Annotated in this window: 17 protein-coding genes; 7 read left to right on the top strand and 10 right to left on the bottom strand. The window is 73.6% G+C overall.

Annotated elements, in window-relative coordinates; translation table 11 throughout:
• Positions 1–355: 355 nt before the first annotated feature.
• On the bottom strand, positions 356–1,591 hold the full coding sequence (locus tag ACZ4TR_RS16135) for a sensor histidine kinase (protein WP_465287750.1): 1,236 nt from the start codon (positions 1,589–1,591) through the stop codon (positions 356–358).
• Between the two features lie 853 nt (positions 1,592–2,444).
• On the opposite strand from ACZ4TR_RS16135, the gene ACZ4TR_RS16130 reads away from it, so the two are divergent.
• The 3 genes from ACZ4TR_RS16130 to ACZ4TR_RS16120 are packed head-to-tail and all read left to right on the top strand — an operon-like array spanning position 2,445 to position 10,151.
• Positions 2,445–4,643: a LuxR C-terminal-related transcriptional regulator gene (locus ACZ4TR_RS16130; RefSeq protein ID WP_465287749.1), complete on the top strand. Its 2,199-nt coding sequence runs from the start codon at positions 2,445–2,447 to the stop codon at positions 4,641–4,643.
• A complete protein-coding gene (locus tag ACZ4TR_RS16125) occupies positions 4,627–7,374 on the top strand; it encodes an ATP-binding protein (RefSeq protein ID WP_465287748.1) in 2,748 nt (915 codons plus the stop codon). Before ACZ4TR_RS16130 ends, ACZ4TR_RS16125 begins: the two co-directional genes overlap by 17 nt.
• Complete coding sequence (locus tag ACZ4TR_RS16120; RefSeq protein WP_465287747.1) at positions 7,371–10,151, top strand: AAA family ATPase; 2,781 nt, start codon at positions 7,371–7,373, stop codon at positions 10,149–10,151. The genes ACZ4TR_RS16125 and ACZ4TR_RS16120 overlap by 4 nt, the downstream gene beginning before the upstream one ends.
• 136 nt (positions 10,152–10,287) lie before the next feature.
• Here the strand turns inward: ACZ4TR_RS16120 and ACZ4TR_RS16115 are convergent, their stop codons facing one another.
• Both ACZ4TR_RS16115 and ACZ4TR_RS16110 read right to left on the bottom strand, forming a co-directional pair.
• Positions 10,288–10,935 carry a response regulator transcription factor gene (locus ACZ4TR_RS16115; RefSeq protein WP_360669923.1) on the bottom strand — a complete coding sequence of 216 codons (648 nt, stop codon included), beginning with the start codon at positions 10,933–10,935 and terminating at the stop codon, positions 10,288–10,290.
• 86 nt (positions 10,936–11,021) lie between these two features.
• Entirely contained in the window at positions 11,022–11,915 is an 894-nt protein-coding gene (locus ACZ4TR_RS16110) for a TIGR03619 family F420-dependent LLM class oxidoreductase (protein ID WP_465287746.1), read from the bottom strand.
• Between the two features lie 159 nt (positions 11,916–12,074).
• Here ACZ4TR_RS16110 and ACZ4TR_RS16105 point away from each other — a divergent pair, with 159 nt between their 5' ends.
• From ACZ4TR_RS16105 to ACZ4TR_RS16090, 4 genes are all read left to right on the top strand, one after another.
• Complete coding sequence (locus ACZ4TR_RS16105) at positions 12,075–12,437, top strand: DoxX family protein (RefSeq protein WP_465287745.1); 363 nt, start codon at positions 12,075–12,077, stop codon at positions 12,435–12,437.
• Positions 12,434–13,312 (top strand): RNA polymerase sigma-70 factor, encoded by an 879-nt coding sequence (locus tag ACZ4TR_RS16100; protein WP_465287744.1) that lies wholly within the window; start codon positions 12,434–12,436, stop codon positions 13,310–13,312. The genes ACZ4TR_RS16105 and ACZ4TR_RS16100 overlap by 4 nt, the downstream gene beginning before the upstream one ends.
• Positions 13,313–13,801: 489 nt before the next feature.
• Positions 13,802–14,260 (top strand): hypothetical protein, encoded by a 459-nt coding sequence (locus tag ACZ4TR_RS16095; protein ID WP_364528512.1) that lies wholly within the window; start codon positions 13,802–13,804, stop codon positions 14,258–14,260.
• Positions 14,261–14,324: 64 nt separating this feature from the next.
• Positions 14,325–16,619, top strand: a complete 2,295-nt coding sequence (locus tag ACZ4TR_RS16090; protein WP_465287742.1) for an ATP-binding protein — start codon at positions 14,325–14,327, stop codon at positions 16,617–16,619.
• A 155-nt stretch (positions 16,620–16,774) separates the two neighbouring features.
• Here ACZ4TR_RS16090 and ACZ4TR_RS16085 read toward each other — a convergent pair whose 3' ends face one another.
• From ACZ4TR_RS16085 to ACZ4TR_RS16055, 7 genes are all read right to left on the bottom strand, one after another.
• A complete protein-coding gene (locus ACZ4TR_RS16085) occupies positions 16,775–17,587 on the bottom strand; it encodes a hypothetical protein (RefSeq protein WP_465287741.1) in 813 nt (270 codons plus the stop codon).
• A complete protein-coding gene (locus tag ACZ4TR_RS16080; protein WP_465287740.1) occupies positions 17,584–18,213 on the bottom strand; it encodes a hypothetical protein in 630 nt (209 codons plus the stop codon). Before ACZ4TR_RS16080 ends, ACZ4TR_RS16085 begins: the two co-directional genes overlap by 4 nt.
• Positions 18,214–18,261: 48 nt before the next feature.
• Positions 18,262–19,218 carry a hypothetical protein gene (locus ACZ4TR_RS16075; protein WP_465287739.1) on the bottom strand — a complete coding sequence of 319 codons (957 nt, stop codon included), beginning with the start codon at positions 19,216–19,218 and terminating at the stop codon, positions 18,262–18,264.
• 286 nt (positions 19,219–19,504) lie between these two features.
• On the bottom strand, positions 19,505–20,095 hold the full coding sequence (locus ACZ4TR_RS16070; protein WP_465287738.1) for a GTP-binding protein: 591 nt from the start codon (positions 20,093–20,095) through the stop codon (positions 19,505–19,507).
• On the bottom strand, positions 20,076–20,447 hold the full coding sequence (locus tag ACZ4TR_RS16065; RefSeq protein WP_465287737.1) for a DUF742 domain-containing protein: 372 nt from the start codon (positions 20,445–20,447) through the stop codon (positions 20,076–20,078). Before ACZ4TR_RS16065 ends, ACZ4TR_RS16070 begins: the two co-directional genes overlap by 20 nt.
• Entirely contained in the window at positions 20,444–20,869 is a 426-nt protein-coding gene (locus tag ACZ4TR_RS16060; protein WP_155545909.1) for a roadblock/LC7 domain-containing protein, read from the bottom strand. The genes ACZ4TR_RS16065 and ACZ4TR_RS16060 overlap by 4 nt, the downstream gene beginning before the upstream one ends.
• Before the next feature lie 52 nt (positions 20,870–20,921).
• A complete protein-coding gene (locus tag ACZ4TR_RS16055; RefSeq protein WP_465287736.1) occupies positions 20,922–23,333 on the bottom strand; it encodes a sensor histidine kinase in 2,412 nt (803 codons plus the stop codon).
• Positions 23,334–23,550 lie beyond the last annotated feature (217 nt).

Raw genomic sequence — 23,550 nt, 5'->3', positions numbered from 1 at the left:
CCTTAAGCGGGGGAGTAGTAGGAGAATCTCCAGTCCTGCCGCCGCGCTCGGCTCGTGTGCCGGGCCACCGGTGCCGCGGATCGGGTCCCGCTCGCTGGTCCGCTCGCCTGCGACCCGGGCCGACCCAGGACCCGACCTGCACCCCGCCCTGGCCCTGGCCCTGGACTTGGGCCTAGCCCGGGCCGAACGTGCCGGCCGCTCGGCGAAGCCCGGCGCGAGCCGCAGATCTTGCGGAGGTCAGGTGATCCGGCCCGGCAGCCGCTGCGTGCGGCCGCCGCCAGCATGCAGTGAATGACTCATTCCTGGCGCCGGACGCCAGGAATGAGTCATTCACTGCAACGCAGGGGCGCGAAATTCAGCGGTGGCCGGACTTCTGGCGCGTCTCCGTCGTGGGCACGTAAGCCGGCAGATCGGCGGCGATCCGGAACCCGCCGTCGGGTGTCGGGCCCGTCTGCAGCGTGCCGCCGACCAGCTCGACCCGGTGGCGCAGGCTCGACAGCCCCAGCCCGGAGCCACTGCCGGCCAGGACGTCGTCCGGCTGGCGCCGGGGCGGGGTGTTGACCACGCGGATGCCGACGCCGTCCGGCCGGTAGCGCAGCTCGACGCGGATTTCGGCGCCCGCCGCGTGCTTGCGGGCGTTGGTCAGCGCCTCCTGCACGATCCGGTGGACCGTGCGCGCGATCGTCGGGGACATCTGCGAGCGCTCGCCCTCGACGTCCAGCTCCACCGGGATGCCGGCCGCGACCGACTCGGCGACCAGCGTCGAAGGGTCGGGCAGCTGCTCCGGCGTGCCTGCCGACCCGGTCCGCGGGCTCGGGTTCGCCATCCGTTCGGAGACGTCGGCCGAGGTCGTGTTCAGCACCCCGACCAGGTCGCGCAGCTCGTCGAGCGCCATCGCGCCGCGCGCGCGGATCTCCTCGGCGGCCTTGCGGACGTCGGGTTCCTTCGAGCTGATGCCGAGCGCCCCGGCGTGCAGGACCATCAGGCTGAGCCCGTGGGTGAGGACGTCGTGCATCTCCGCGGCCAGGCGGCGGCGCTCCTCGAACCGGGCCTGCTCGGCCAGCAGGTGCGTCTCGCGTTCCGCCCGCTCGGCGCGGTCGCGCAACTCCTGCAGCAGCTGCTTGCGCGCGTCGAGGTACAGCACGACCGCCGCGGGGCCGATCGTGCTGAGCAGGCCGACCGGGGTGATGGTCCAGCTGGGCGCCCACGGCTCGCTGCCGATGATCGCCAGCGCCCCGATGAGGGGGAACGCGACGCGCGGGCTCTGCGTCCGGACCAGGAAGATCACGATGACCGGCGTGATGCGGGGCAGGATCAGCGGGCTGGCCGGGTCCTCCGGGGAGAGCAGTCCCGGGGCGAGCGCGTCGGCCAGCACCGTCGCGAAGGTCACCGCCAGCGCGATGCCGGCGACCGTCTTCGGGAAGCGCCGCAGCCCGAGCACCGAGACGTCGACCACCAGCTGGAGGATCAGGTCGGCGCGCGGGCCGGCCCACCCGGTGGTGGGATGGCTGTTGATGCTGATCACCACGTCGAGCGCGCCGAAGATCACCGCCAGGCTGAGCAGGGTCGCCAGTTCGTGCTTCGGCCCCACGCGGGGCCCAAGCTGCTCACGCAGCGTGGTTCGAGTACCTGGAGTGACGTCCGACACGAGACCCACGTTAGCTCTCGGACCCTCGGCCCGGAGGCGGACCGGCGGTTCCCGGACCGGACTAGCGACGAAAGTTGCCCCGCGGCGGACCGACCGACAACTTTCGTTGGTTGCCCGTCACCCCGTCGGCCCACGGGCGCTGAAGGGGACCTCAAGTCTTGGTTAAATGTCCAGTTTCCGGTGCTCGGGAATGCTACAAGTATGTCACCCGTCCGGGTGGTGGCCTTCGCTGACAGCGAGCGTCGCGCCTGGTACGGTCACTCGTTAGTGGAGGAAGTGGCACAGATCGGACATCGCCGGTGGTTTTCTTCCCGGCGGCGGTGTCGATAGCGTTCGGACGGTCAGATCCTTCGGCGGCTCTGGGGGCTGCGGGAAAGGGCTCGGTTATGCCGGGCTTGCAGGAAAGGTCGATGGCGGCATGTCGGAACCCACTCCGAATCCGGTCTTCGCTGGTTGTTCGGGCGCATTGTCCCGGTGTGCGGTACTCGCGTGGACGGAGTCCGCGCAGGCCGTGCTGGTGGACGGGGCGCCCGACGGCGGCGTCCGTACCCTTCTGACGGACTTCGCGAGGTCGGAAAAAGGCCGGTCCGCGAACATTATTCGCATTTCCGGTACCGTGCTCGGAGAGACTTCCGAGTTCCGGGCGCTCACCGATCTGTTCGCCGGCCACGCCGATCCGGGCGGGGCCATTGCGCGCACCCTGGGACTGCCCGCGGAAGACGGTTCCGCGCTTCACCGGAAATTCCGTACCCTGCGATCATTGCTGCTTTCCGGGCCATTGCGGAAAAGGAATTCCGTGATCGTCGTCGAAGACGCTCAATGGTGCGACGAATCGTCGGTGCGGTTCTTCGACTTCCTGCTGCGGTGCGGCCGCGGAGAGCGGTTCCTGCTCGTCCTCTGCCGCCGCCCCGACGAGCCCGGCCCCGGCACCTGGGCGCTGGGGCAGATCGGGGCGCAGGACCGGTGCCACCGCTGGGAAGTGGCCGCGGCGCGGCCGGTCGACGCACTGGCCGGGCTGTCCGCGCAGGCACGGACGGTGGCCACCGCCGTCGCCGTCCTCGACGAACAGAACGTGACGAGGGTGGCCGCTTTGTGCGGGCTGCCCGCGCGGCCGGTGCGGATCGCCATCGACGGAATTCGACGCGCGAATCTGTTCGCCGGAAGCGTGCTCGACCGGTCGGTCCGAGCCCGCCTGCTCGCGGAAACGCCCGCCGAAGAACTCGCTCACCTGCATTTGCGTGCGGCCCGGGTGCTCAACGACGACGCGCGGCCCGCCGCGGAGGTCGCCCCGCACCTCGGCGCGCTGCCGCGGCTCGACGAGCGCTGGATGATCGATCTCGCGCTCGAAGCCGCGGCCGCCGCGGAACACCGGGGCGACCCGGCGACCGCGGTCGCCCACCTGTCCCGCGCGGCCGCCGCCGAGCCGGGCCGGCTCGACGTCCGGCTGGCCCTGGCCGCCGCCCGGCTCGACCTCGACCCGGAAGCGGCGATGACGGAGCTGCGCACGGCCGCCGGGCACGTCCGCGACCCGCGTGACCACTGCGCGGTGGCCGTGCTGTTCGCCCTCGCGGCCACCGCCGCGGACGCCGCCGGCCGGCGGCAGGCACCGCTCGGCGGCCTGGTCGACCGGCTGGCCGCGCGGCTCGGCACGGACTCGCCCGCGGTGCCCGTGGCGGCGCTCGCCGCCGCGGCCACGACCCGGGAGGCCGCGCGCGGCCTGCTGCGGGACCGGGCCGCGACCGCCCCCCGCGCGGCCGCGGCCCGCCACCCCGGTGCCCGGGACCTGGTGGACCGGGCCGCCGCCCTCGCGCTCGCCGGGCGCGGCAGCGAGGTCGCCGCGGCCTGCGCCCGCGCCGTGGTCCGGCTGCCGGTCGCGGCAGCCTCGAGCGCCGACCTGCTCGCCGCCGCGCGGACCCTGCGGCTGGTCGACGACGCGCCGAACGCCCTGCAGGCCCTCGACCGGGCGGTGGCCGAGGCCGCGGTGCGCGGCGACCGGGCCGGGCTCGGCCGGACGCTGGCCGCCCGCTACCAGGCGCTGCGGGAAAGCGGCGACCGCGAAGGCGCGCTCGCCGACATCCGCGTCGCGGCGCTGGCGAACGCGGGCCGGCGCCCGGGGCTCGAAGTCCGCATCGCGCTGGCGACCGCCCTCTGCGACGACGGCGAACCGGCTGCCGCCGAAGCGCTGCTGCGCGCGGCGCGTCCGGACGAACTGGACGCCGCCCCGGCGGAGCGCCACCTCTGGCTGCTCGGCCTGGCCGGGGCCCGGGTCCTGCGCTCCGATGTGGACGGTGCACTGGAACTGCTGCTCGAATCCGGCCGGCGGCAGGACGAGACCGGCGTGGGCAACCCGGTGTTCGCGCCGTGGTGGTACGCCGCGACGCTGCTGCTCGTCCGGCAGGGCCGGCACCGGGAAGCGGCCGCGTGCGCCGAGCGTGGGCAGGAGCTCGCCGGGAGCTGGCCGACCGCGACCGCCCGGGGCCTGGTGCTGGCCGCCTGCGGCGCGGTCGCGTCGGGGACCCGGGCGGCCGAGCTGCTGGCGGAGGCGGTCCGGATACTGGCGGCTTCACCCTGCCGGATCGAGTACGCGCGGGTGGAGTACCTGCTGGGCAAGGCTTTGACGGGTGTCGGCGACCGCAAGGCGGCGCGCCAGCACCTGCGCCAGGCCGCGATGCTGTCCGCCTGTTCGGGGTGGTGCTCGATCGGCGCGCTCGCCCGCGAGCTGCTCGAGGAGTCGGGCGGCCGGCTGCGGAAACCGCGCGCCGACGTGCTGACCCAGCGCGAACGCGAGGTGGCCGGGCTGGTCGCCGGCGGGGCGAGCAACCGCGACGTCGCGGGCGCCCTGTTCGTCTCGCCGCGGACCGTCGAGCTGCACCTGACCAACGTCTACCGGAAGCTCGCCGTGGACAGCCGGGCCGAGCTGGCCGCGGCGCTGCGGGCGAGCGCGGGAGCCGCCGACACCGGGGCACCGAAGAGGACGCATGGGCTCGCCGGATAGCGACGAACGCCCGGCGCTCGCCCCGCCGACCCCGCCGGTCGCGGCGGGGCTGCCGCACCAGCGCGGCGTGCCCGGCCCGCGGCTGGCCGAGCGGGACGAGGAGTCCGCGCTGCTGACCGGGCTGGTCCACGGCCTGCCCGACGGAGGCCCGGCGGTCGTCACGGTCACCGGGGCGCCCGGCTCCGGCCGCAGCGCCCTGCTGGCCTCCGTCGCCGCGACCGCCCGGCACGCCCGGCTGCGCGTCGCCCACGTGCCGTGCTGCCCGTCCGACGGCACCCAGCCGTTCACCGTGCTGCACCAGGTCTTCACCGCGCTCGGCGGCGCGCTTCCCCCAGCGGCGGCCGGGAAGGGTGGCGACGGCGTGCCGGGCGGCCGCGTCCTCGGCGGCCTGTGCCGGGACCTGTTCGCCGCGGCCGGTGGCCGGCCGCTCGTGCTCGTCGTCGACGACCTGCACTGGGCCGACGCCGCGTCCCGGGCGTGGCTGCACACGCTTTCCGGGCTGCTGAACGAGATTCCGGTGCTGCTGGTGGTCAGCCAGGCCAGCGGGCTGGACACCTGGCGCCCCGCGGCCGCCGCGCACGGCATCCGGCTGCGCCCGCTCGGCGACGCCGCGGTGGCCGGCCTGGTGCGCGAGCGGCTGGGCGCGGGGGCCGGCGAGCAGGTGGCCGAGCACGCCGTGCGCGGCAGCGGCGGGAACCCGGCGGTGCTGACCGAGGGCCTGAACCGGCTGCGCATGGAACCCGCGTTCGCGCGGGAGGGGGCGGGACTGTTCACCCGGATCGCCGGGGAACGCCTGCTGCGCCTGGTCGACGGCCTGCCCGCCGAGCTCGCCGCCGTGCTGCGCGCCGTTTCCGTGTGCCAGGACGGCTTCGGCCCGGTGCTGCTGGCCGAGCTCGCCGGGTGCCCGCCGGAGCGGCTGGCCGCAGACCTCGCACGGCTGCGGGCGATCGGCCTGGTCACGGCGAGCGGCGGGCTGGCCGAACCGGACACCGGCCAGCGCGTGCTGGGCCGGATGACCGAGAGCGACCGTGACGCCTTCTTCACCCGCGCGGCGAAACTGGGCCACGAACACGGCGTCGCGAACGCCGCCGTCGCGGCGATCCTGCGGCGGACCCGCGTGATCGGCGAGCCCTGGGTGGTGGAGGTGCTGCGCGCGGCCGCCCGGCTGGGCCAGGACGGCGGCCGCGACGGGCAGGCGATCGCGTCGCTGAAGCGCGCCCTGCAGGAACCCCTCGAACCGGCGCGGCGCGCGGCCGTGCTGCTCGACCTCGGCGCCGCGGAACTGCTGCTCGACCAGGAGGCGGGCGATCGCCACCTGGCCCAAGTACTGTCCGAACTGGACGGTGCGGGCGAGCACCGGCTGGCGGCCGCGGACCTGCTCAACGCGCGAGGCGGGCTGAACGCGCGCACGCTGATCGCCGCGTTCCGCCGGCCGGACGTCCCGGCGGCGGACCGCGACACGCTGCTCGGCCTGTACTGGCTGGCCGACGGCGACCCGCAGGACCGGTCGACCGTCGGTGGCTACGGCATGCCACCCCTGCCGGACCGGCCGTCGGACCCGGCGCAGGCGGCCGTGGCCGCGGTGCTGCTGGCCCGGCGCGGCCTGCGCCCGGCCCGGGTGCGCGGGCTCGCGCGCGCCGCGCTGGCCCAGCCGATGGCGGAGGTGCGCTCGCTGACCGCGCGCGCCGCGGCGGTCCGCGCGCTGGTCCTCACCGGGGACCTCGCCGAAGCGGAGGCCCACGGCGAAGACGTGCTCGCGCAGGCGCGCCGCCGGTGCTCCCGGACACTGGTCGCCCGCGCCCTGGCCGAACGCGCCGAACGCCACCTCGCGGCGGGCACCCTCGACGAGGCGGCGGCCGACCTGGCCGACGCGCACGAGCTGGTCCCGCCCCGGCACTGGCACTCGATGCTGCGCGCCCGCGTGGTCGCGACCGAGGCGAGGGTGCACCTGCAGGCCGGCCGCGCCGACCTCGCCCGGCAGGCGCTCGAGCGCGATCCGGTCGAGCCGGAATCCGGGCTCGGCAGCGCGTTCCTGTTGTACGCCAAGGGGGCGGTGCTGCTCGGCGAGGACCGGCCGGGCCCGGCACTCGCCTCGGTGCGCGAGTGCGGCCGCCGGCTTTCCGCGTGGGGCTGGGAAAACCCGGAAGTCCTGCCGTGGCGGTCGGCCGCGGCGAAGTGCCTGGTGGCCTTGGGGGAACGGGAAGCCGCCCGGCTGCTGCTCGGCGAAGAGCTCGCCGCCGCGACCGCGTGGGGAACCCGGGCCGCCGTCGGCGGCGCGCACCTGGCCGCCGCGCTCACCCTCGGCCCCGAAGACGCCGGCAGTGCCGGGCACCTCGAGCGGGCCGTCGGGCTGCTGCACGGCAGCGGCAGTCACCTGCGCCACGCGACGGCCCTGGTGGAGCTGGCCGCGGCCGGCGGCGACCGGGCCGGCAAGCACCTCGCGGAAGCGGGCGCCTTGGCGGCGCGGTACCGCTGGCCGTGCGTCCTCGAGCGGCTGCACGAGCTGACCGGCCGTCCCGTGACGGCCAGGGCGCACGGGCTTTCCGAGGCCCAGCGCCGGGTGGCGAAGCTGGCCGCCGCGGGCACGTCCAACGCCGGGATCGCGGTGGAGCTCGCGGTGACCCGGCGGACGGTCGAGCTGCACTTGACCAATGTCTACCGCAAGCTCGGCATCGACGGCAGGCGGCAGCTCGCCGAGGCGCTCGCCGAAGGCGGGGAGGGCCGGCCGTGACGCTGCCGGAACGCGAGACCGAACTGCGCCGGCTGCGCGACGCGATCGCCGCGGCCGGGGCGGGCGAAGGCTCGGTCACGGTGGTCACCGGGCAGCTCGGCGTGGGGAAGACGGCGCTGCTCAAGGAAATCCTGCGTTCGGCGGAAGCGGACCCCGGCGGTCCGCGGGTGCTCACGGCGGCGGCGAGCCGGACCGAACAGGACTTCGACTTCGGGATCGCCTGCCAGGTGCTCGAGCCGCTGGTCGCCGAGGCGGACGCGGCCGCCGCCGACCGCTGGTTCGCCGGGACCGCGGGGGCGGCGCGGTGGCTCTTCCCCGGCGCCCCGGGCTGGCCGGGGTGGGAACCGGGCGACCACAACGACGTGCTGACCACGCACGGCCTGCTCGGCCTGCTCGCCGCGATCGGCGCCGACCGGCCGCTCGCCGTGCTGGTCGACGACCTGCACCTCGCCGACCGGCAGTCGCTGACCTGGCTGCGGCACTGCGCGCGGCGGATCCAGGACCTGCCGTGCGCGCTCGTCGTCGCGGTCCGCGAAGGCGACCCGGGGGCCGACCGGCCGGCGATCCGCGAGCTGTGGGAGCTGGCGAAAATCCGGATCCGGCCGGGGAACCTGTCCGAAGACGGCGTCGGGGCGGTGCTGCGCGCGACGTCCGACGGCCGGGCCGGCGACCCGCGCGCCGTGGCCGCCTGCCACGCGGCGAGCGCCGGAAACCCGTTGTACCTCAACGATGTCCTGCGCGGCGGCCCCTCGCACCAGCCCGGGCCGTCGGTGCTCAAGGAACGGCTTTCCGCCCAGCTCGCCGTGCTGCCGCCGGAGGTGGGCGACTCCGCCCGGGCGATCGCGGTGCTCGGCGAGCACGCCGAGCCGTGGCTGGTCGAACACCTCACCGGCGCCGACTCGGTCGCCGTCGCGGAGGCCGTGCAGGCCCTGCGCCGGCTGGGGGTGCTCGCCCCGGCGTGCCCGCCGCGGTTCGCCGCCCCCGTGCTGCGGACCGCGATCGAGGCGTCCATGACCGCGCAGGAGGACCTGCGGCTGCGGGTGCGCGCGGCGACCGTGTTCCACGACGCCGGGTTCGCCGCCGAGACGGTCGCGGCCCAGCTGCTCGAGGTGCCCGCGCCGTCGCCGTCGCCGTGGATGCCGGAAGAACTGCGCACGGCCGCCGACGCGGCGACCCGGCGCGGGGAGCCCGAGACGGCGGCGCGGTACCTGCGCCGCGCGCTGCTCGACCTGCCGCCCGACGGCCCGGAGCGCGGCTGGCGGCTGGTGGACCTGGCGCTCACCGAAGCCGCCTTCGACGTCTCCGCCGCGATCCGGCACCTCACGCAGGCCATCGGGCTGCTGCCCACCCCGCGTGAACGGGCCGAGGCGGTCACCCTGCTGCCGCTCTCGGCGTTCCTGCGGCCGGAGGCCGCCGTCCTCGCCGGCCGCGTCACCCCGGAGGACGCCGGTGGCCAGGCCGGGCTCCGCCTGGAGGCGCGGATCCGGCTGACCCGCTGCGACGACCCGGCGCTGCTCGCCGCCGCCGTCGACCGCCTGCGCGAGCTGGGCCCGGAGCCGCCGATCGCCACCCTCGCCGAACGCGAGCTGCTGGCGGTCCTGCTGCACGCGGCGACGCTGAGCGCCGGGATGCCCGCCGCGACCGTCGCGGAGCTGACCGACCGGCTGCTGCGCTGCGCGCCCGCGTCGTCCGCGGAGTTCGCGGGCACCGCGCCGCTGCTGATCATCTCCGCGCTCACCGCGGGCGCGCTCGGCCCGACGTCGGCGTGGCTGGAGAGCGCGGCGCGCGAACCGGTGTGCGGCCGCCCGGCGCGCCCGGCGTCGCTGATCGCCGCGCGCGGGGCGGTGCTGGCCCAGACCGGGCAGCTCACCCGCGCCCGGTCCACGGCCTGGGAGGCGTACGAGCTGATCGGCGGCAACCTGGGCGAAGCGCCCGAGTCGCTGGTGATGGCGCTGGTGGCGATCGCGGTGGTCACCCGCGACGAGCGGCTCGCCACGACGCTGGTCGAGCACTACGACGAGCACGCGCTGGGGCGCGTCGGCCTGCACATCCGGGCCGCGCTGCTGATGCTGCGCGGCGCGCTGACGGCGGTCGAGGACCCGCGGGGTGCGCTGGCGAGGTTCCTCGACTGCGGCGCGGCCCTGCACCGGGCGGGCTGGCGCAACCCGGCGCTGTACCCGTGGCGGACGTGGAGCGCCTGGCTCCAGCGACGCCTCGGCGACCCGGTGTCGGCCGCCGAGCTGATCGACGACGAGATCCGCTGGGCACGCTGCTGGGGCGCGCCGGCGCCGCTCGGCCGCGCGCTGCGGATCAAGGCGTCACTGTCGTCGGGCGCCGAGGCCGACCGCATGGTGGCGGAGTCCATCGAGACGTCTCGCGCGTCGGGGGACCGGCTGGAACTGGTCCGCGCGCTGCTGGCGGAGGGCGCGCTGCTGCGCGGCGGCGGGAAGGCGGGGGCGGAGGACCGCTTCCGCGAGGCCTACCGGCTCGCCGAGGGCTGCGGCGCACCGTGGCTCACCGGCCGCACGGCGGACGAGCCGGCCGGCCCGGGTACGGCGGCCGGCCCGTCGGCGGCGCTGAGCGAGGCGGAGGGCCGGGTGGTCGCGTTCGCGTTGGACGGGCTGACGAACGGCGAGATCGCGGCCGAGATCAACGTGACCCGCCGCGCGGTCGAGAAGCATTTGACGAGCTGCTACCGGAAGCTGGGCATTTCGGGCCGGGCGGAGCTCGCCGAGGTGTTTGGCGCGTGGGGGTTCGGGGCGCGCAGCAGCGCGTAGGCGGTCGTGTTCGGGTCGCTTCGGCGATGCAGTGAATGACTCATTACTGGCGTTGGGCGCAAGGAATGGGTCATTCACTGCATCCGGCGGCCCAGCCTGCGAGACCCGCGCTGCCCGCGAAGCCCGCCAGACTTGTTCAGCCCGCCAGACCTGCTTCATGCGCCAGCAAACCCGCCTGGGTGCGGTTGGCGCAGCCGAGCTTGGTGAGCATCCGCGACACGTAACTCTTCACCGTCGCCTCGGAGAGGTGCAGCTTTGCCGCGATGGCGGCGTTCGACATGCCCTCGCCGAGGCAGACCAGCATGTCGAGTTCCCGGTCGGTGAGGTCGGAAGTGCGCTCGCGCGCCTCCTGCGAGCGCTCGTGCTCGCCCGCCGACGCGGTGACCATCCGGCGGGCGGCTTCTTTCGACAGCACGGTGTGGCCGTCGGCGGCGACGCGGACCAGCCCGATCAGGTCCTCCGGGGGCGTCGACTTGAGCAGGAAGCCCGACGCGCCGGCCCGCAGCGCCTTGAGGACGTAGCTGTCGGTGTCGAAGGTCGTGAGCGCGACGACCGACGGCGGGTTCGGGAGCTTGACGATGCGCTCGATCGCGGTCAGCCCGTCCACCCCGGGCATCCGCAGGTCCATCAGCATGACGTCGGGCCGGAAGCGCCCCGCGGCCTCGACGGCCTCGGCGCCGTCCTGCGCCTGCCCGACGATGTCGATGTCCTCGGCGGAGGTCAGCACCGTACGCAGGTGCGCGAGCACCATCGGCTCGTCGTCGACGATCACCAGGCGGATCACGTTGTCGTCATTCCCTTGTGTGCGCACGCCTCGCAGTATCGCACTGTCCGGGCCGGCTCCGCCCGGACAGTGCGCTGCGTGGTGGATCAGCCCCTGGCGACCAGGTCCAGCAGTTTGCCGGTGAGGTCGAGGTGCTCGTCCACGCTGCTCGTCAGGTAGGTGAGGTCGACGAACGTGTGGTCCGGCTCGAGGGCCGCGACGATCTTCGTCACCGACTCGGCGATGAGCTCCGGCCCGGTGCCCGGCGCGGGGTTCACGCGCAGCGCCGCGCCGAGGGCCTTCGGGTCCCGCCCGGCGCGCTCGGCGTCGGCCCGGAGCTTGGCCAGGGTGGAGGTGAGCACGTCCGCGGGGAACTCCTCGGGGACCGACCACACGGGCAGCCAGCCGTCGGCCCGCTCGGCCACGCGCCGCAGCGACTTCTCGCCGAAGCCGGCGAGGTGCACCGGCGGCTTGCGCACCGGCTTGAGGCCGACGTGGGACTCGGCGATGGCGTAGCCGACGCCCTCGTGCGCCACGGTGTCCTCGGTCCACCAGGTCTCGAGCAGGTCGAGCAGGTCGTCCAGCCGCTTGCCGCGTTCGCCCATCGGGATCCCGACGGCCGTGTACTCGTCGGGGGACCAGCCGATGCCCAGGCCGGGCAGCAGCCGTCCGTTGCTGGCGACGTCGATGCTGGTGAGCAGCCGCGCGAAGTTCGCGGGCTGGTACTGGGTGGCGTTGATGGTGCTGGAGCCGAGGATGGCGGTCTCGGTCACGGCGGCGGCGACGGCCAGCGCGGTGAACGGGTCCTGGGCGGTGTGGAACTCCTCGGGCATGGTGTCGTAACCGGGGTAGGGAACGACGGGAGCGACCGGCGACAGCAGCCGGTCACCGACCCAGAGACTGGCCGCCCCGGCCTGCTCGGCTTCGCGCGCGTACCGGGCGATCCCGCCCGGCGTGGCGGCTGCCTTGCCGAAAACCGGAAGGCTGAACCCCAAGTTCATGAATTCTCCCCTGAAGAGCGAACGGATCTTGCCGACCCTGAAGCCAGTAGTACTCCCATTTAGTTGCTCGTTCAAGCACATCCGGCGCCCGCACCGCCGGGGCACGCTGTCACAATCTCCCGGAGCCCGGTGTCTTGAGGCCGACACAAGGGAGACCTCATGAACATCGCACTCTGGATCACCGCGGGCCTGCTCGCCGTCGTCGCCCTGACCGGGGGCGTCAGCAAGACTTTCGTGCCCCGGGCGAAGCTCGCCGCCACCCCCGGCGGGGAATGGACCGGCGAACGCGGCGACGGCTTCGTCAAGACGCTCGGTGTCCTCGAACTCCTGGCCGCGGCCGGCTTCGTCCTTCCCGCCGCCCTCGGCGTCGCGCCCGTCCTGGTCCCGGTCACCGCCGGCTGCTGGGTCCTGCTGATGATCGGTGCCATGGCCACCCACCTCCGTCACGGCGAGCCGAAGTTCGCCGCGCTGAACCTGACGTACCTCGCCCTCGCGGTCTTCCTCGCCTGGGGGCGCGCGTGACCGCCACCGAAGCCTTCGTCGCCCACCGCAACCTGCTCTTCACCGTCGCCTACGAGATGCTCGGCTCGGCGGCCGACGCGGAGGACGTCCTGCAGGAGACGTGGCTGCGCTGGGCCGACATCGACCTCGGGCAGGTGCGCGACCAGCGCGCCTACCTGGTCCGCATCACGACGCGGCTGGCGCTCAACCGGCTGCGCACCGTGAAACGCCGCCGGGAGGCCTACGTCGGGCCCTGGCTGCCCGAGCCGCTGCTCACCGCGCCCGACGTCGCCGAGAACGTCGAACTCGCCGAGAGCGTGTCGATGGCGCTCATGCTCGTCCTCGAGACGCTGTCGCCGACCGAGCGCGCCGTCTTCGTGTTGCGGGAGGTCTTCGACTTCGGCTACGACGAGATCGCCGCCGCCGTCGGCAAGACTTCCGCGGCGGTCCGGCAGATCGCGCACCGCGCCCGGAAGCACGTCGACGCCCGCCGCCCGCGCGAGACGGTGTCCGCCCGCGAGACCCGGGCCGTGCTGGAGTCGTTCCAGCGCGCGATGGAGACCCGCGACCTGCAGGGCCTGCTCGACGTCCTCGCCCCCGACGTCGTCCTGGTCAGCGACGGCGGCGGCGTCAAGCAGGCGGCCCTGCGGCCGATCGCGAGCGCGGACAAGGTCGTCCGCTTCATGACCGGCGGCATCGGCCGGACCGAAGCGGAGCTCACCAGCGCCCCCACGGTCGTCAACGGCAACCCGGGGCTGGTCCTGCGCCTGGACGGCGAGCTCGACGGCGTGATGGCGGTCCGCGTCGAGGGCGGCCGCATCACCGGCCTCTACTACGTGCGCAACCCGGAGAAGCTGACCCGCGTCGGGTCGGAGACCCCGCTGACCCTGCGGTGACCGGCGCGCGCCTTGCGTGGACCTCACGACGACCGCGCTGATGTGCTCGGCAACGGCGCGGACCCGCCGCGTGGTCGCGGCGCTCCTGCACCGCCGGCGAAGAGGCGGAGGTCGCCCGCCCGGCCGCGCCGACCGGGCCAGTGCCTCGCCGGCCGTGCCGTGGTGCGGGCGGATTCGCCCGCGTCGACAGCGCAGCCTCGACCGCTGCGGTCGCACCGGGCAATTCGCGCCCGCGGTGATGCCGGCGTGCGCTCGTCGTTGCCGCCGGTGCTCGGCCGACCCAGCACCAGGCCGGGACGGCGATCCGCGTCGAGCGCGGCCGGTCGGAGACCCCGTTGACCCTGCGGTGACCGGCGCCGGACAGTAGCGCCGCGGGCGCGGCATGTGAGGGCGGACAGGTATGGAGTCAGGTACTTGTACGGGTGTGGTGACGCGCGCCCCGGCGCAAGCTGGTCCGGCCCCCGATGACCGCAGGAGGTCGGACAACCCATGGTGCACGGCCGGTCGCGTCCCCTCCTCCGGGTCGTCGACTCCCCCGCGGACGTCCCGGAGCCGCGACCGGCCCCCATCGGGTCGCGCGACCGCTACGCCGACCTCGACGACCGGCGGCTCGCCGCCATCCTGGCCGCCGAGGACACCGCGGAAGAGCACGGCCTCAACCCGCACACCCGCAGCACCTGCTACGTCCACCGGTGCTGGGCGCACCAGTGCGTGGGCAACCCGCTGCACGTCCTCGTCGTCACCGGCCACCGGTGGTGCCGCCGCTGCGAGTGCCCGGTCGACGTCGCCGTCGACGAGACGCCGCCCGGTGCGGTGCACCTGTACTGCCCGCGGTGCGGCCAGGCCGGCTCCGCGGCCAACCGCGAGGTCCGCCAGGCCTGCCGCACGAGCCTGTCCGCCATGCACGGCGGCGACGCGCCCACGCTGTACCGCCTCCCCGACGCCTGAGGCGGTTGCTTCCTCCGAGGGGTCCGCATTGACCGGCCCGCACGGACGTCCTTACGGTGCACGGGTGGGGAAGACCGGCGTGGCGTGCGGCAGGGGCAACCTGCCCGCGGAAACCACGAGCTTCGTGGGACGCAGGTCCGAGGTGGCCGAGGTCAAGCACCTGCTGACGCGGGCCCGGCTGGTCACCCTGACCGGCGTGGGCGGCGTCGGCAAGACGCGGCTGGCCGTGCAGACCGCCGCCGGGCTGTCCCGGGCGTTCCCCGACGGTGCCTGGCTGGTCGAGCTCGCCGGGCTGCAGAACCCGGCGCTCGTCGCGCACACCGTGCTCGAAGCGCTGGGCGTCCACGACGAAACCGGCCGGGCACCGGCGCGGGTGCTCGCCGAGCACCTGCGGGACCGGCGGCTGCTGGTGATCCTGGACAACTGTGAGCACGTCCTCGCTTCGTGCGCCGCCCTGGCGCACGACCTGCTGCGGGCCGCACCCGGCCTGCGGCTGCTCGCGACCAGCCGGGAGCGGCTCGCGCTGGCCGCCGAGCACCTCTGGCCGGTGTCCCCGCTGCCGCTGCCCGAACCCGGCCGGCCGCTGCCCGGCGGGGCCTGGCTGCGCTATCCGGCGCTGACGCTGTTCGCCGAACGCGCGGCCGCCGTCGACCCGGGGTTCGCCGTCACCGCGGAGAACGAGGAGCGCGTGGCGCAGGTGTGCCGGCTGCTGGCCGGCATCCCGCTGGCGATCGAGCTGGCCGCCGTGCGGCTGCGGGTTCTGACGCTGGAGGAGCTGGAATCCGGGCTGGCCGACTGCTTCCGGCTGCCCGGGACGGTGAAGCGGGGCGGCGAGCCCCGGCACCAGACGCTGCTGGCCGCCGTCGACTGGAGCTTCACGCTGTGCACCCCGGCCGAGCGGCGCCTGTGGGCCCGGACGTCGGTGTTCGCCGGCGGCTTCGACCTGCCGGCCGCCGAGCGCGCCTGCGCGGGCGAGGACGTCCGCGCCGGGCTCGCCGGGCTGGTGGAGAAGTCGGTGCTGATCCGCGAGGGCGGCCGGTTCCGGTTGCTGGAGCCGCTGCGGCAGTTCGGCCGCGACAAGCTGACCGAGTCCGGGGAGGCGCCCGCGGTCCTGCGGGCCATGCGGGACCACTACCTCGAGCTGGCGGTGCGCAGCGAACGCGAGTGGTTCGGCCCCGAGCAGGCGGAGACCTTCCGCCGGACCCGCCTGGAGCACGCGAACCTGCGGGCCGCGCTCGACTACTGCCTGACGACGCCCGGCGAGCTCCAGACCGGCCTCCGGCTCGCCTCGACCCTCTGGTTCTACTGGGCGGGCTGCGGGGTCTTCGGCGAGGGCCGCCACTGGCTCGACCGCGCGCTCGCGCTGTCCCCCGGGCCGGGCGAGGAACGCGCGAAGGCGCTGTGGGTCAACGGGTACATCGCGACGTTGCAGGGCGACAACGCCGGCGCGGTCGCGATGCTGGAGGAGTGCCGCGCGTACGCCCGGCAGACCGGCGACGACGTGGCGATGGCGTACGCGACGCACCGGCTCGGCTGCAACCTGCTGGTCGGCGACGACCTCGGCGACGCGAAGGTGCTCTTCGAGGAAGCGCAGGCCCGCTACCGGAAGCTCGGCGAGCTCAACAGCAACGTGATGCTGGCCGGCATCGAGCTCGCCATCGCGTTGATCTTCCTGGGCGACCTCGACCGCGCGGGCGAGCTGTGCGAAGAGGCGTGCGCGACCGGCGTCGCCCACGGTGAGCAGTGGGCGCAGGCGTACGCGGTCTTCGTCCAGGCTCTCGTCGCCCTCGGCCGCGGCGACTTCACCCGGGCGGCCGGGTACGGCCGGCACTGCCTGCGCGTCAAGCGGAAGTTCCACGACCTGCTGGGCATCGTGCTGGCGATCGAGGTGCTGGCCTGGACCGAATCGGCCCGCGGCCACTGGGAACCGGCGGCGACGATGCTCGGGTCCGCCCAGCCGATCTGGCAGGCGGTCGGGTTCCCGATGTTCGGTTCGCGGTATTTCGGCGCCCCGCACGGAGAGTGCGAGACGCGGGCCCGCCGCGGGCTGGGGGAGGGCCAGTTCGACGCGGCCTTTCGCCGCGGCCGCGAGTTCGGGCTGGAGGAAGCGATCGCTTACGCGCTGGGGGACGCGACGCCGTCCCCGGCACCCGGCCCGGCGCGGTCGACGCCGCTGACGGACCGGGAGCACGAGGTGGCGCTGCTGATCGCCGACGGCCGGTCGAACCAGGAGATCGCGGACAAGCTGGTCATCTCCCGCCGGACGGCCGAGGGGCACGTGAACCGGATCCTGCGCAAGCTGGAGTTCGATTCGCGGAGCCAGGTGGCGGCCTGGGCGGCCCAGGCCTCCCGGCTTTGACGCGCGACTGCCGGACCGTGTTCCGGTGCCGTGGCACCGCCGGACAGGGGCCCCGGCCGGTCGCGCGGGCCGCACTTCCGCCGCAGTGAATGACTCATTCCTGGCGCCGGACGCCAGGAATGAGTCATTCACTGCATCGCCGGCCCGGCCAAGGCTCAGCCGAGCCGCTCGTCCCAGTCGGCGAACGCTGCCACCAGGCCGGCGGGCGCGTCGATCTCCTTCAGCTGCCGCAGCTGGTCCGCGATGTAGTACCGGTACAGCGGAACCAGCCCCGCCGCCAGTTCCGGGCGCAGCTCATCGGCGTCCAGCGGGTGTCCTTCCCGGACCCGCAAAGCCAGCCGCACCAGCGAACCCGCGGGGGCGTCCGGCCGGGACAGGTACCACTCGATCGCTTCGTCGTTGTTCGCCGCGCGACCGGAGGCCAGCGTTCCCGAGTACAGGAACCGGACGGGAAACAGCACCGCCTTCGTGAACCACACCGTGTCCACCAGCAGCCGGCGCGGCTCGCGGAACTCCGCGGTCACCTCGGGCGTCGCCAGGACCGCGATCGCGAACCGCGCGCTCTCCAGCAGCAGCTCCGAAGCCGCCGGGCGGGCGATCTCCGCGAGGACGTCCGAGCCGAGCAGGACCCGGCCGTGGTCGGCCAGCTGCAGGCGGTCCAGCGCCGGGAAGCGGCCGTCGTCGCGGCCTTCGCGCAACGCCGGCAGCGACGCCCAGAACACCGACAGCTTGCGGTGCAACGGACTCCGCTCCTGCAGCGACGCCGTCGTGTCCGCGATCGAGGAGCCGTCCGCGTCCGCCAGGACGAGCGCCAGGTCGATGTCGCTCGCCGCCGGGGCGTACCCGCCGTAGGACAGGCTGCCCAGCAGGTACGCGCCGATCAGGCGCTCTCCCAACGCTTCCTGGTACGCGCGGGCGGCTTCGGCGGCGACTTCGCGAGCGGCCGAGGCTGGGTCCGTGGAGGTCATGCCGCCACCGTATCGCGGCGGGCGCGTTCGGCGATGCGGTCCGACACGACGCCGATCACCTGCCACGCCCGGTCGAGCACCTCGACGACGTCGTCGACCGCCCAGTCTTCGCGGCGGCGCAACAGTTCGTAACCCATCTCGAGGTGCTCGACGTCGGCTTCGTCGTGCAGGTCGAAGTATTCGTCGTCGGGGAACGCCCGCGTCCCCGCCTGGCTGAACACCAGGCTGCCGGCTTCGAGGGCCAGGTGCGCCAGCACCGCGCGCTGCACGCCGGGCAGGGTCGCGAACTGGTCGACGAACCACGACGCGCCCGCTTCGATGACCGGGTCCCAGACCAGCTGCCGGTCGTCCGCGCGGCTGCGGGCCAGGATCTTGTCGTGCCCGATCTCCTCCTCCTGGTGCTCCAGGGCCAGCGCCCGCAGCTCCGGGTCGCTCTCGAAGGTGACCCGGGCGCTGATCATCCGCTGGAAGGCGTTCGACCACGGCTGCAGGTACGTGAGCACCGCTTTCTTGGTCTCGTCGGTGGTGCTCGCGTCGGTCAGCAGCCGGATCAGGTCCGACGTTCCGTACTCCCGTTGCCGCTGCTCGTTGTGGCGGGCTACACGCTCGACGTCCTGCTGGGTCACGATCGGCTCCTTACCTTGGTGCGACGGGAGATCATCTTTCCGGGGAGGCTAAGCAAGATCAACAGGCGCGAGGGAGCGGTCGTAGACCGGGAACCGGAAGTACGTGGTGACGTCGCCGCGCCGGCCCGCTGTGCGGTAGCTCACCAGCTCGAGGATCTTCGTCGTGGCCAGCGGTCCCGGGGCCAGTGCCGCGGTGAGGAGGCGGAACCGTCCCGGGTCGACGCCTTCGCGGTGCAGCAACGCGGCGGTGCGCTCCACGGCTTCTTCGTCACCCGACGCGAGATCGGGCAGGCGCAGGTAGGTCGTGGACTCGGCCGCGCGGTCCGCTCCGGACCGGAACGCGAGGCAGGTCAGGGCCGCCTCACCGGCGTCTTCCCGGTCACCGGCCAGGATCCGGTAGGCGGCGCTCGCGTCGTCGGCGTCGTGACGCAGCGCCACCGAGGCGACGCGGTTCACCTCGGCCAGGCCGGCGCCGTGGTTGCGGTAGTAGATCTTCACCCGGGCCTCGGCCTCGTCGGCCAGGTCCACCGCGAGGAATTCGATTTCCCGGGCGCCCTCGACGGCCTCGGCCCGGCGCCGGGTGGTGTCCCAGGCGGCCGCCATGCCGAGCCGGGCCATGGCTTCGGCCACGGCCGCCTCACGCTGGGCGTGCGGCCACGGGTAGAGCCCGAAGTAGGTCTTGTGGACGATCCTCGACGGCGGCCGCCAGGCGATGGAGTGCCACCGGGGAGCGGGCGACGGCCGGCCCCCGCGCGGGGTGAACACCTCCCGCACGTCCCGCAGCCTGCGGGAACCGCTTTCCGCGGGGACGTCCACGTCGTGGCCGAGGCTGTCGAACAGCACACGCAGCTCCGGGTACCGCCCGGACCAGTTCACCGACATCTCGGCCGGGAACCCGTCGTCCGCCACATAGGACGGGTGGGCCGGCGCGGGCCCGATCCGCTCGTGCGCCCACGGCGGCAGCAGGGCGCGCAGCATCCGCGTGGTCCGGACGGACTGCTCCACCGGGACCTCGAGCGCTTCACACGCGGTAGACCAGAGCCCGCACAGGAAGTCGCCGAAGAGACGACCCTGTGCCGGGTAGTTTTCCCTTGTATATTCAGGAAACCTTGGCACGTGAATCGTCACGTGCGGATGCTATCAGTTTGATGCTTGCTCAACTAAAAAGCTGCACCCGGGTGGTCCAACCAATTGCGCCATGTGGGTTTGCCGGTGTCCGACGTGGACACGCTCGGACACATCGGACACCGGCTTCGTCCGGACCGGACAGAGAGCGGACAAAGCGCAGGTCTCAGACCCGCACCGGCACCACGGTCATCGCGTGCTTGACCAACCGGATCAGCGCGAGCTTGCTCGAGTCCCTGTCACGCGCGTCACACATGACGATGGGCACCCGATCCGGGACGACCAGCGCCTCGCGGATCTCGTCGGCGGTGTAGCGCGGCGCGTTGTCGAAGCAGTTCACCGCGACGACGAACGGGATCTTCCGGCGTTCGAAGAAGTCGATGGCGGCGAAGCTGGTCTCGAGACGCCGGGTGTCGACGAGCACGATCGTCCCGATCGCCCCGCGCGCGAGGTCGTCCCACATGAACCAGAACCGCGCCTGGCCCGGCGTCCCGAACAGGTACAGCACGTGCCGCGGCGAGATCGTGATCCGGCCGAAGTCGAGCGCGACCGTCGTCGTGGTCTTCCGCTCCACGCCGGACAGGTCGTCCACCCCGGCGCTCGCTTCGGTGAGCACCTCCTCGGTGGTCAGCGGCGGGATCTCGCTGACCGAGCCGACCATGGTGGTCTTGCCGGCGCCGAAGCCGCCCGCGACGATGATCTTGACCGGCGTGGGGACCAGGTCGGCCCCGGTCCGGTCAGTACTTGATGAGGCCATCGAGAACCGCCTGGAGAGTTTCGAGGTCCGGCGACTGCGCCGGGTTGTGGGTGGGGGAGCGCGTGATCACGAGCCCGCGTTCGATCAGGTCGCCGACGAGCACGCGCACGACCCCCAGCGGGATCTTCACGTAGACCGCGATCTCGGCGACCGAAACGGGGTGGCGGCACAGCTGCACGATCGCCACGTGCTCCGGACCCAGCCCGACCGGCTCCTGCTCCGAGCGCAGGGTCATCACCTGCGTCGAGAGGTCGAGCCGCGCCGCGTCGGACGGCGTCCGCCCGCTGGTGATCGTGTAGGGCCGCACGAGCGGCCCGGCGGCCTCGTCGTACCAGCCGTCGTCCCCGCTCATGTGGCCTCCCGTAGGACGTGCGCCGCTTCACGCGGCGCGGACGCCATGTAGTCCCCGACCCGTTTGACCAGGCGGCTCATTTCGTAGGCGATCATCTCGACGTCGACGCTGTCCGCCGCCAGCACGGCGAGGCAAGCGCCCTGCCCGGCGGCCGAGACGAACAGGTAGCCGCGCTCCATCTCGATCATGTTCTGCAGCACCGGGCCGCGGTTGAACTGCTTGCTCACCCCCTTGGCCAGGCTCTGCAGGCTGGAGGCGATGGCCGACAGCTGGTCGGAGTCGTCCTTGCTCATGCCGGCCGACTTGCCGATCAGCAGCCCGTCGGCGGACAGCACGATGGCGTTCTGCGCGCCGACCACGCGGCTGACCACGTCGTCGAGCAGCCAGTTGAGATCGGGTTTGGGGTTCCCGTACTCGTTCATGCGTCAGAGACCTTGACTTTCCTCTGTGGACTTTCGTGTGTGCTGTCGCGGACTACGCATCGTCCGGCCCGCCCCGGCCCCGGCGCGTGCCCTTGTGGAACGCCGCCAGCGTGCGCGCGGTGCCCTCTCCGGGCGCGACGACTTCGTCGCTTTCGTCGGGTTCGGTTTCGAGCTGGGCGACGAGGTTCTGCTGGGGTTCGCGCCGGGGCAGCCGGGGCCGGTCGTCGGTCGGCGACGTCGGCCCGGCCGGTCCGCCGGTGGGGGCCGGCGCCGGCTCCGGGGCCGCCGGCGGCGCGGCCGGCACGGAGGGCAGCGGGTCGGGCGAGGTGAGCGCACGAGCCGGGTACGGCCTCGGCTTGGCCTCTCGCTTCATCGGGATCTGGCCGGTGAACGAGCTGGGCGTGTCCATGGAACCGAGTGAGCTTTCTGCCTGCGGCGCGGGTGCGCCCACCGGGGCGAGGACCGCGGTGGTCTCCGCCGGGGAGGCACCGGGCTCGGCCGGGACGTTCTCCTGCTGGCCGGCCAGGTGCTGGGACGGGATCAGCACGGTGGCCCGGAGGCCGCCGTAGCGGGACGGGTCGAAGGTGACGGTCATGCCGAGCTTCGCCGCCAGCCGCGCGACCACGAACAGGCCGAGGCTGGAGTCGGCCCGCAGCGCCATCGCGTCGAACTCGGGCGCCTCGGCCATCATCGCGTTCGCCCACTCGCGGACGCCGTCCTTCATGCCGAGCCCCTGGTCCGACACGTCGACGACGATCCCCCGCGCGACCGCGCGGGAGGAGACCTCGACCGGGGACCCGGGCGGCGAGAACGACGTCGCGTTGTCGACCAGCTCGGCGACGAGGTGGATCGTGTCGGCCACCGCGGCGCCCACGATCGCGACGTCGGGCACCTGCTCGACCTGGACCCGCGCGTACTGCTCGGTTTCCGAGACGGCCGCGCGCAGGACCTCCATCAGCGCCACCGGCTTGCGCCAGCGGCGGCCCGGCTGCTTGCCGCCGAGGATGATCAGGTTCTCGGTGGTGCGGCGGGCCCGGGCGGCGAGGTGGTCGAGCTGGAACAGCGAGGCCAGCTGCGTCGAGTTGTCCTCGCGGGCTTCCATCTCGTCGAGGATCTGCAGCTGCTGGTGGACCAGGACCTGGTTGCGGTGCGCGATGCCGAGGAACACGTTGTGCACGCCGCTGCGGGCCTTCGCCTCGCTCGCCGCCGCGTTGACGGCGGTCAGCTGGGCGGTGTTGAACGCTTCGGCCACCTGGCCGATCTCGTCGCGGCCGTGGTCGAGCTGCGGGAGCTCTTCCTTCAGGTCGACGGCTTCGCCGTTCTTCAGCCGCGCCACGATGTCCGGCAGCCGGTTGCGGGCGAGGTCGAGCGAGTCGTTGCGCAGCCGCGCGAGGCGGGTCATCAGGGCGCGGTCGACGAGCGAGCGGGACACCCGCACCGCGACGATGATCGCCGCCAGCGAGGCGAGCAGCGCCAGGATGCTGCCGATGATCACGTTGCGCAGCTGGGCGTCACCGGAGTCGATCGCGGCCGCGGAGACCTTGTCCGCCTGCGTGATGGCGAGGTCGTTGAGGGACTGCGCGACCTGGTTGGTCGCGTTCAGCCAGTCCGTTTCGGACACCGGCACGGAGTTCTGTTCGCTGGGCGACCACGGCCCGTGCTTGACGATCGCCACCTCGGCGGTGCCCAGCTGCTGCCAGGCGGTGCTCTTGGTCAGCGCCTGGTACTTGCTGCGGACGCTCGCGTCGAGGAACGGCTCGATCTGCGCCAGCTGCGTCCGGTAGGACCCGGACAGCTGGGCGAACTGGGCGAAGTCGTCGGGCGCGAAGGTACCGGCCGAGAAGGCCGTCGACACGAGCGACGTCTCACGCGACATGGCGTCCCCGGCGCGGAAGACCGAGGTCGCCGTGATGCCGCCGGTCGCCGCTTCGGCGTCGGGCACGATGCGGGCCTGGGTGTCGAAGAGGTTCGACGCCGCGTCCATCACGCCGTTGTAGTAGCTGTTGACCTGCGCGCGGTCGATGCTGCGGAAGCTGATCTGCGAGCGCAGCACGGGCAGCTGGTCGAACTGCGACTTCAGGGCGTTGACCTTGGCCGCGATCTCGTCCGGCGAGTTGGAGATCGTCGCGGCGAACGCGTTCTGGAGGGCGCCGAGCTTTTCGTCGGTCGCCTTCTGCTGCACCTGCAGGCGCCCCGGGCCGAGCGCCGGGTCGTCGAGGTACTGCAGCGCGGTCTGCCGTTCCTTCTGGAACTCGGCCAGCGCGGTGGCGGCGGGGATGGACACCTCGCGCACGGAGGCCGCGACCAGCCGGACGTAAACGCCGTTGAAGAGGAAGTAGGAGGAGACCGCGATCCACAGCACCAGCAGGGTGACACTGGGAATGAGAACGGTCCTGGTCAGCCTTTTGCGGATCGACTTGTCGTACGGCTTGTCCGACTCGTCCTGAGCGTCTTTGTTCTGCACGGCGGTTCACGAACTCCTGAGTGACGGTCGGCGATAAACGGGGACCCGGACGAGGAGGCGGACCCGACGAGTGGACACAGCTGCCGCCGTCACCCGTCTTCGCCTCACCCTCCGTGTTGCCGCGAAATCGATCAGGGTCCGTTTTTTACCACGAACCACTGAGGAGCGGTCGGGCTGACCCGGTCCGCGGACGGTTGTCCGGCGAGGGGCGAACGGC

Source organism: Amycolatopsis sp. NPDC028719 (assembly GCF_055565395.1).
Note: the sequence above shows the minus strand (reverse complement) of the source record. Positions and strands in the feature narration are given on the sequence as shown.

Coding starts and splice junctions, on each gene's coding strand:
- ACZ4TR_RS16125 (WP_465287748.1), top strand. CDS start 4,627: ATGGGCTCGCCGGATAGCGACGAACGCCCGGCGCTCGCCCCGCCGACC.
- ACZ4TR_RS16110 (WP_465287746.1), bottom strand. CDS start 11,915: ATGAACTTGGGGTTCAGCCTTCCGGTTTTCGGCAAGGCAGCCGCCACG.
- ACZ4TR_RS16105 (WP_465287745.1), top strand. CDS start 12,075: ATGAACATCGCACTCTGGATCACCGCGGGCCTGCTCGCCGTCGTCGCC.
- ACZ4TR_RS16095 (WP_364528512.1), top strand. CDS start 13,802: ATGGTGCACGGCCGGTCGCGTCCCCTCCTCCGGGTCGTCGACTCCCCC.
- ACZ4TR_RS16085 (WP_465287741.1), bottom strand. CDS start 17,587: ATGACCTCCACGGACCCAGCCTCGGCCGCTCGCGAAGTCGCCGCCGAA.
- ACZ4TR_RS16070 (WP_465287738.1), bottom strand. CDS start 20,095: ATGGCCTCATCAAGTACTGACCGGACCGGGGCCGACCTGGTCCCCACG.
- ACZ4TR_RS16065 (WP_465287737.1), bottom strand. CDS start 20,447: ATGAGCGGGGACGACGGCTGGTACGACGAGGCCGCCGGGCCGCTCGTG.
- ACZ4TR_RS16060 (WP_155545909.1), bottom strand. CDS start 20,869: ATGAACGAGTACGGGAACCCCAAACCCGATCTCAACTGGCTGCTCGAC.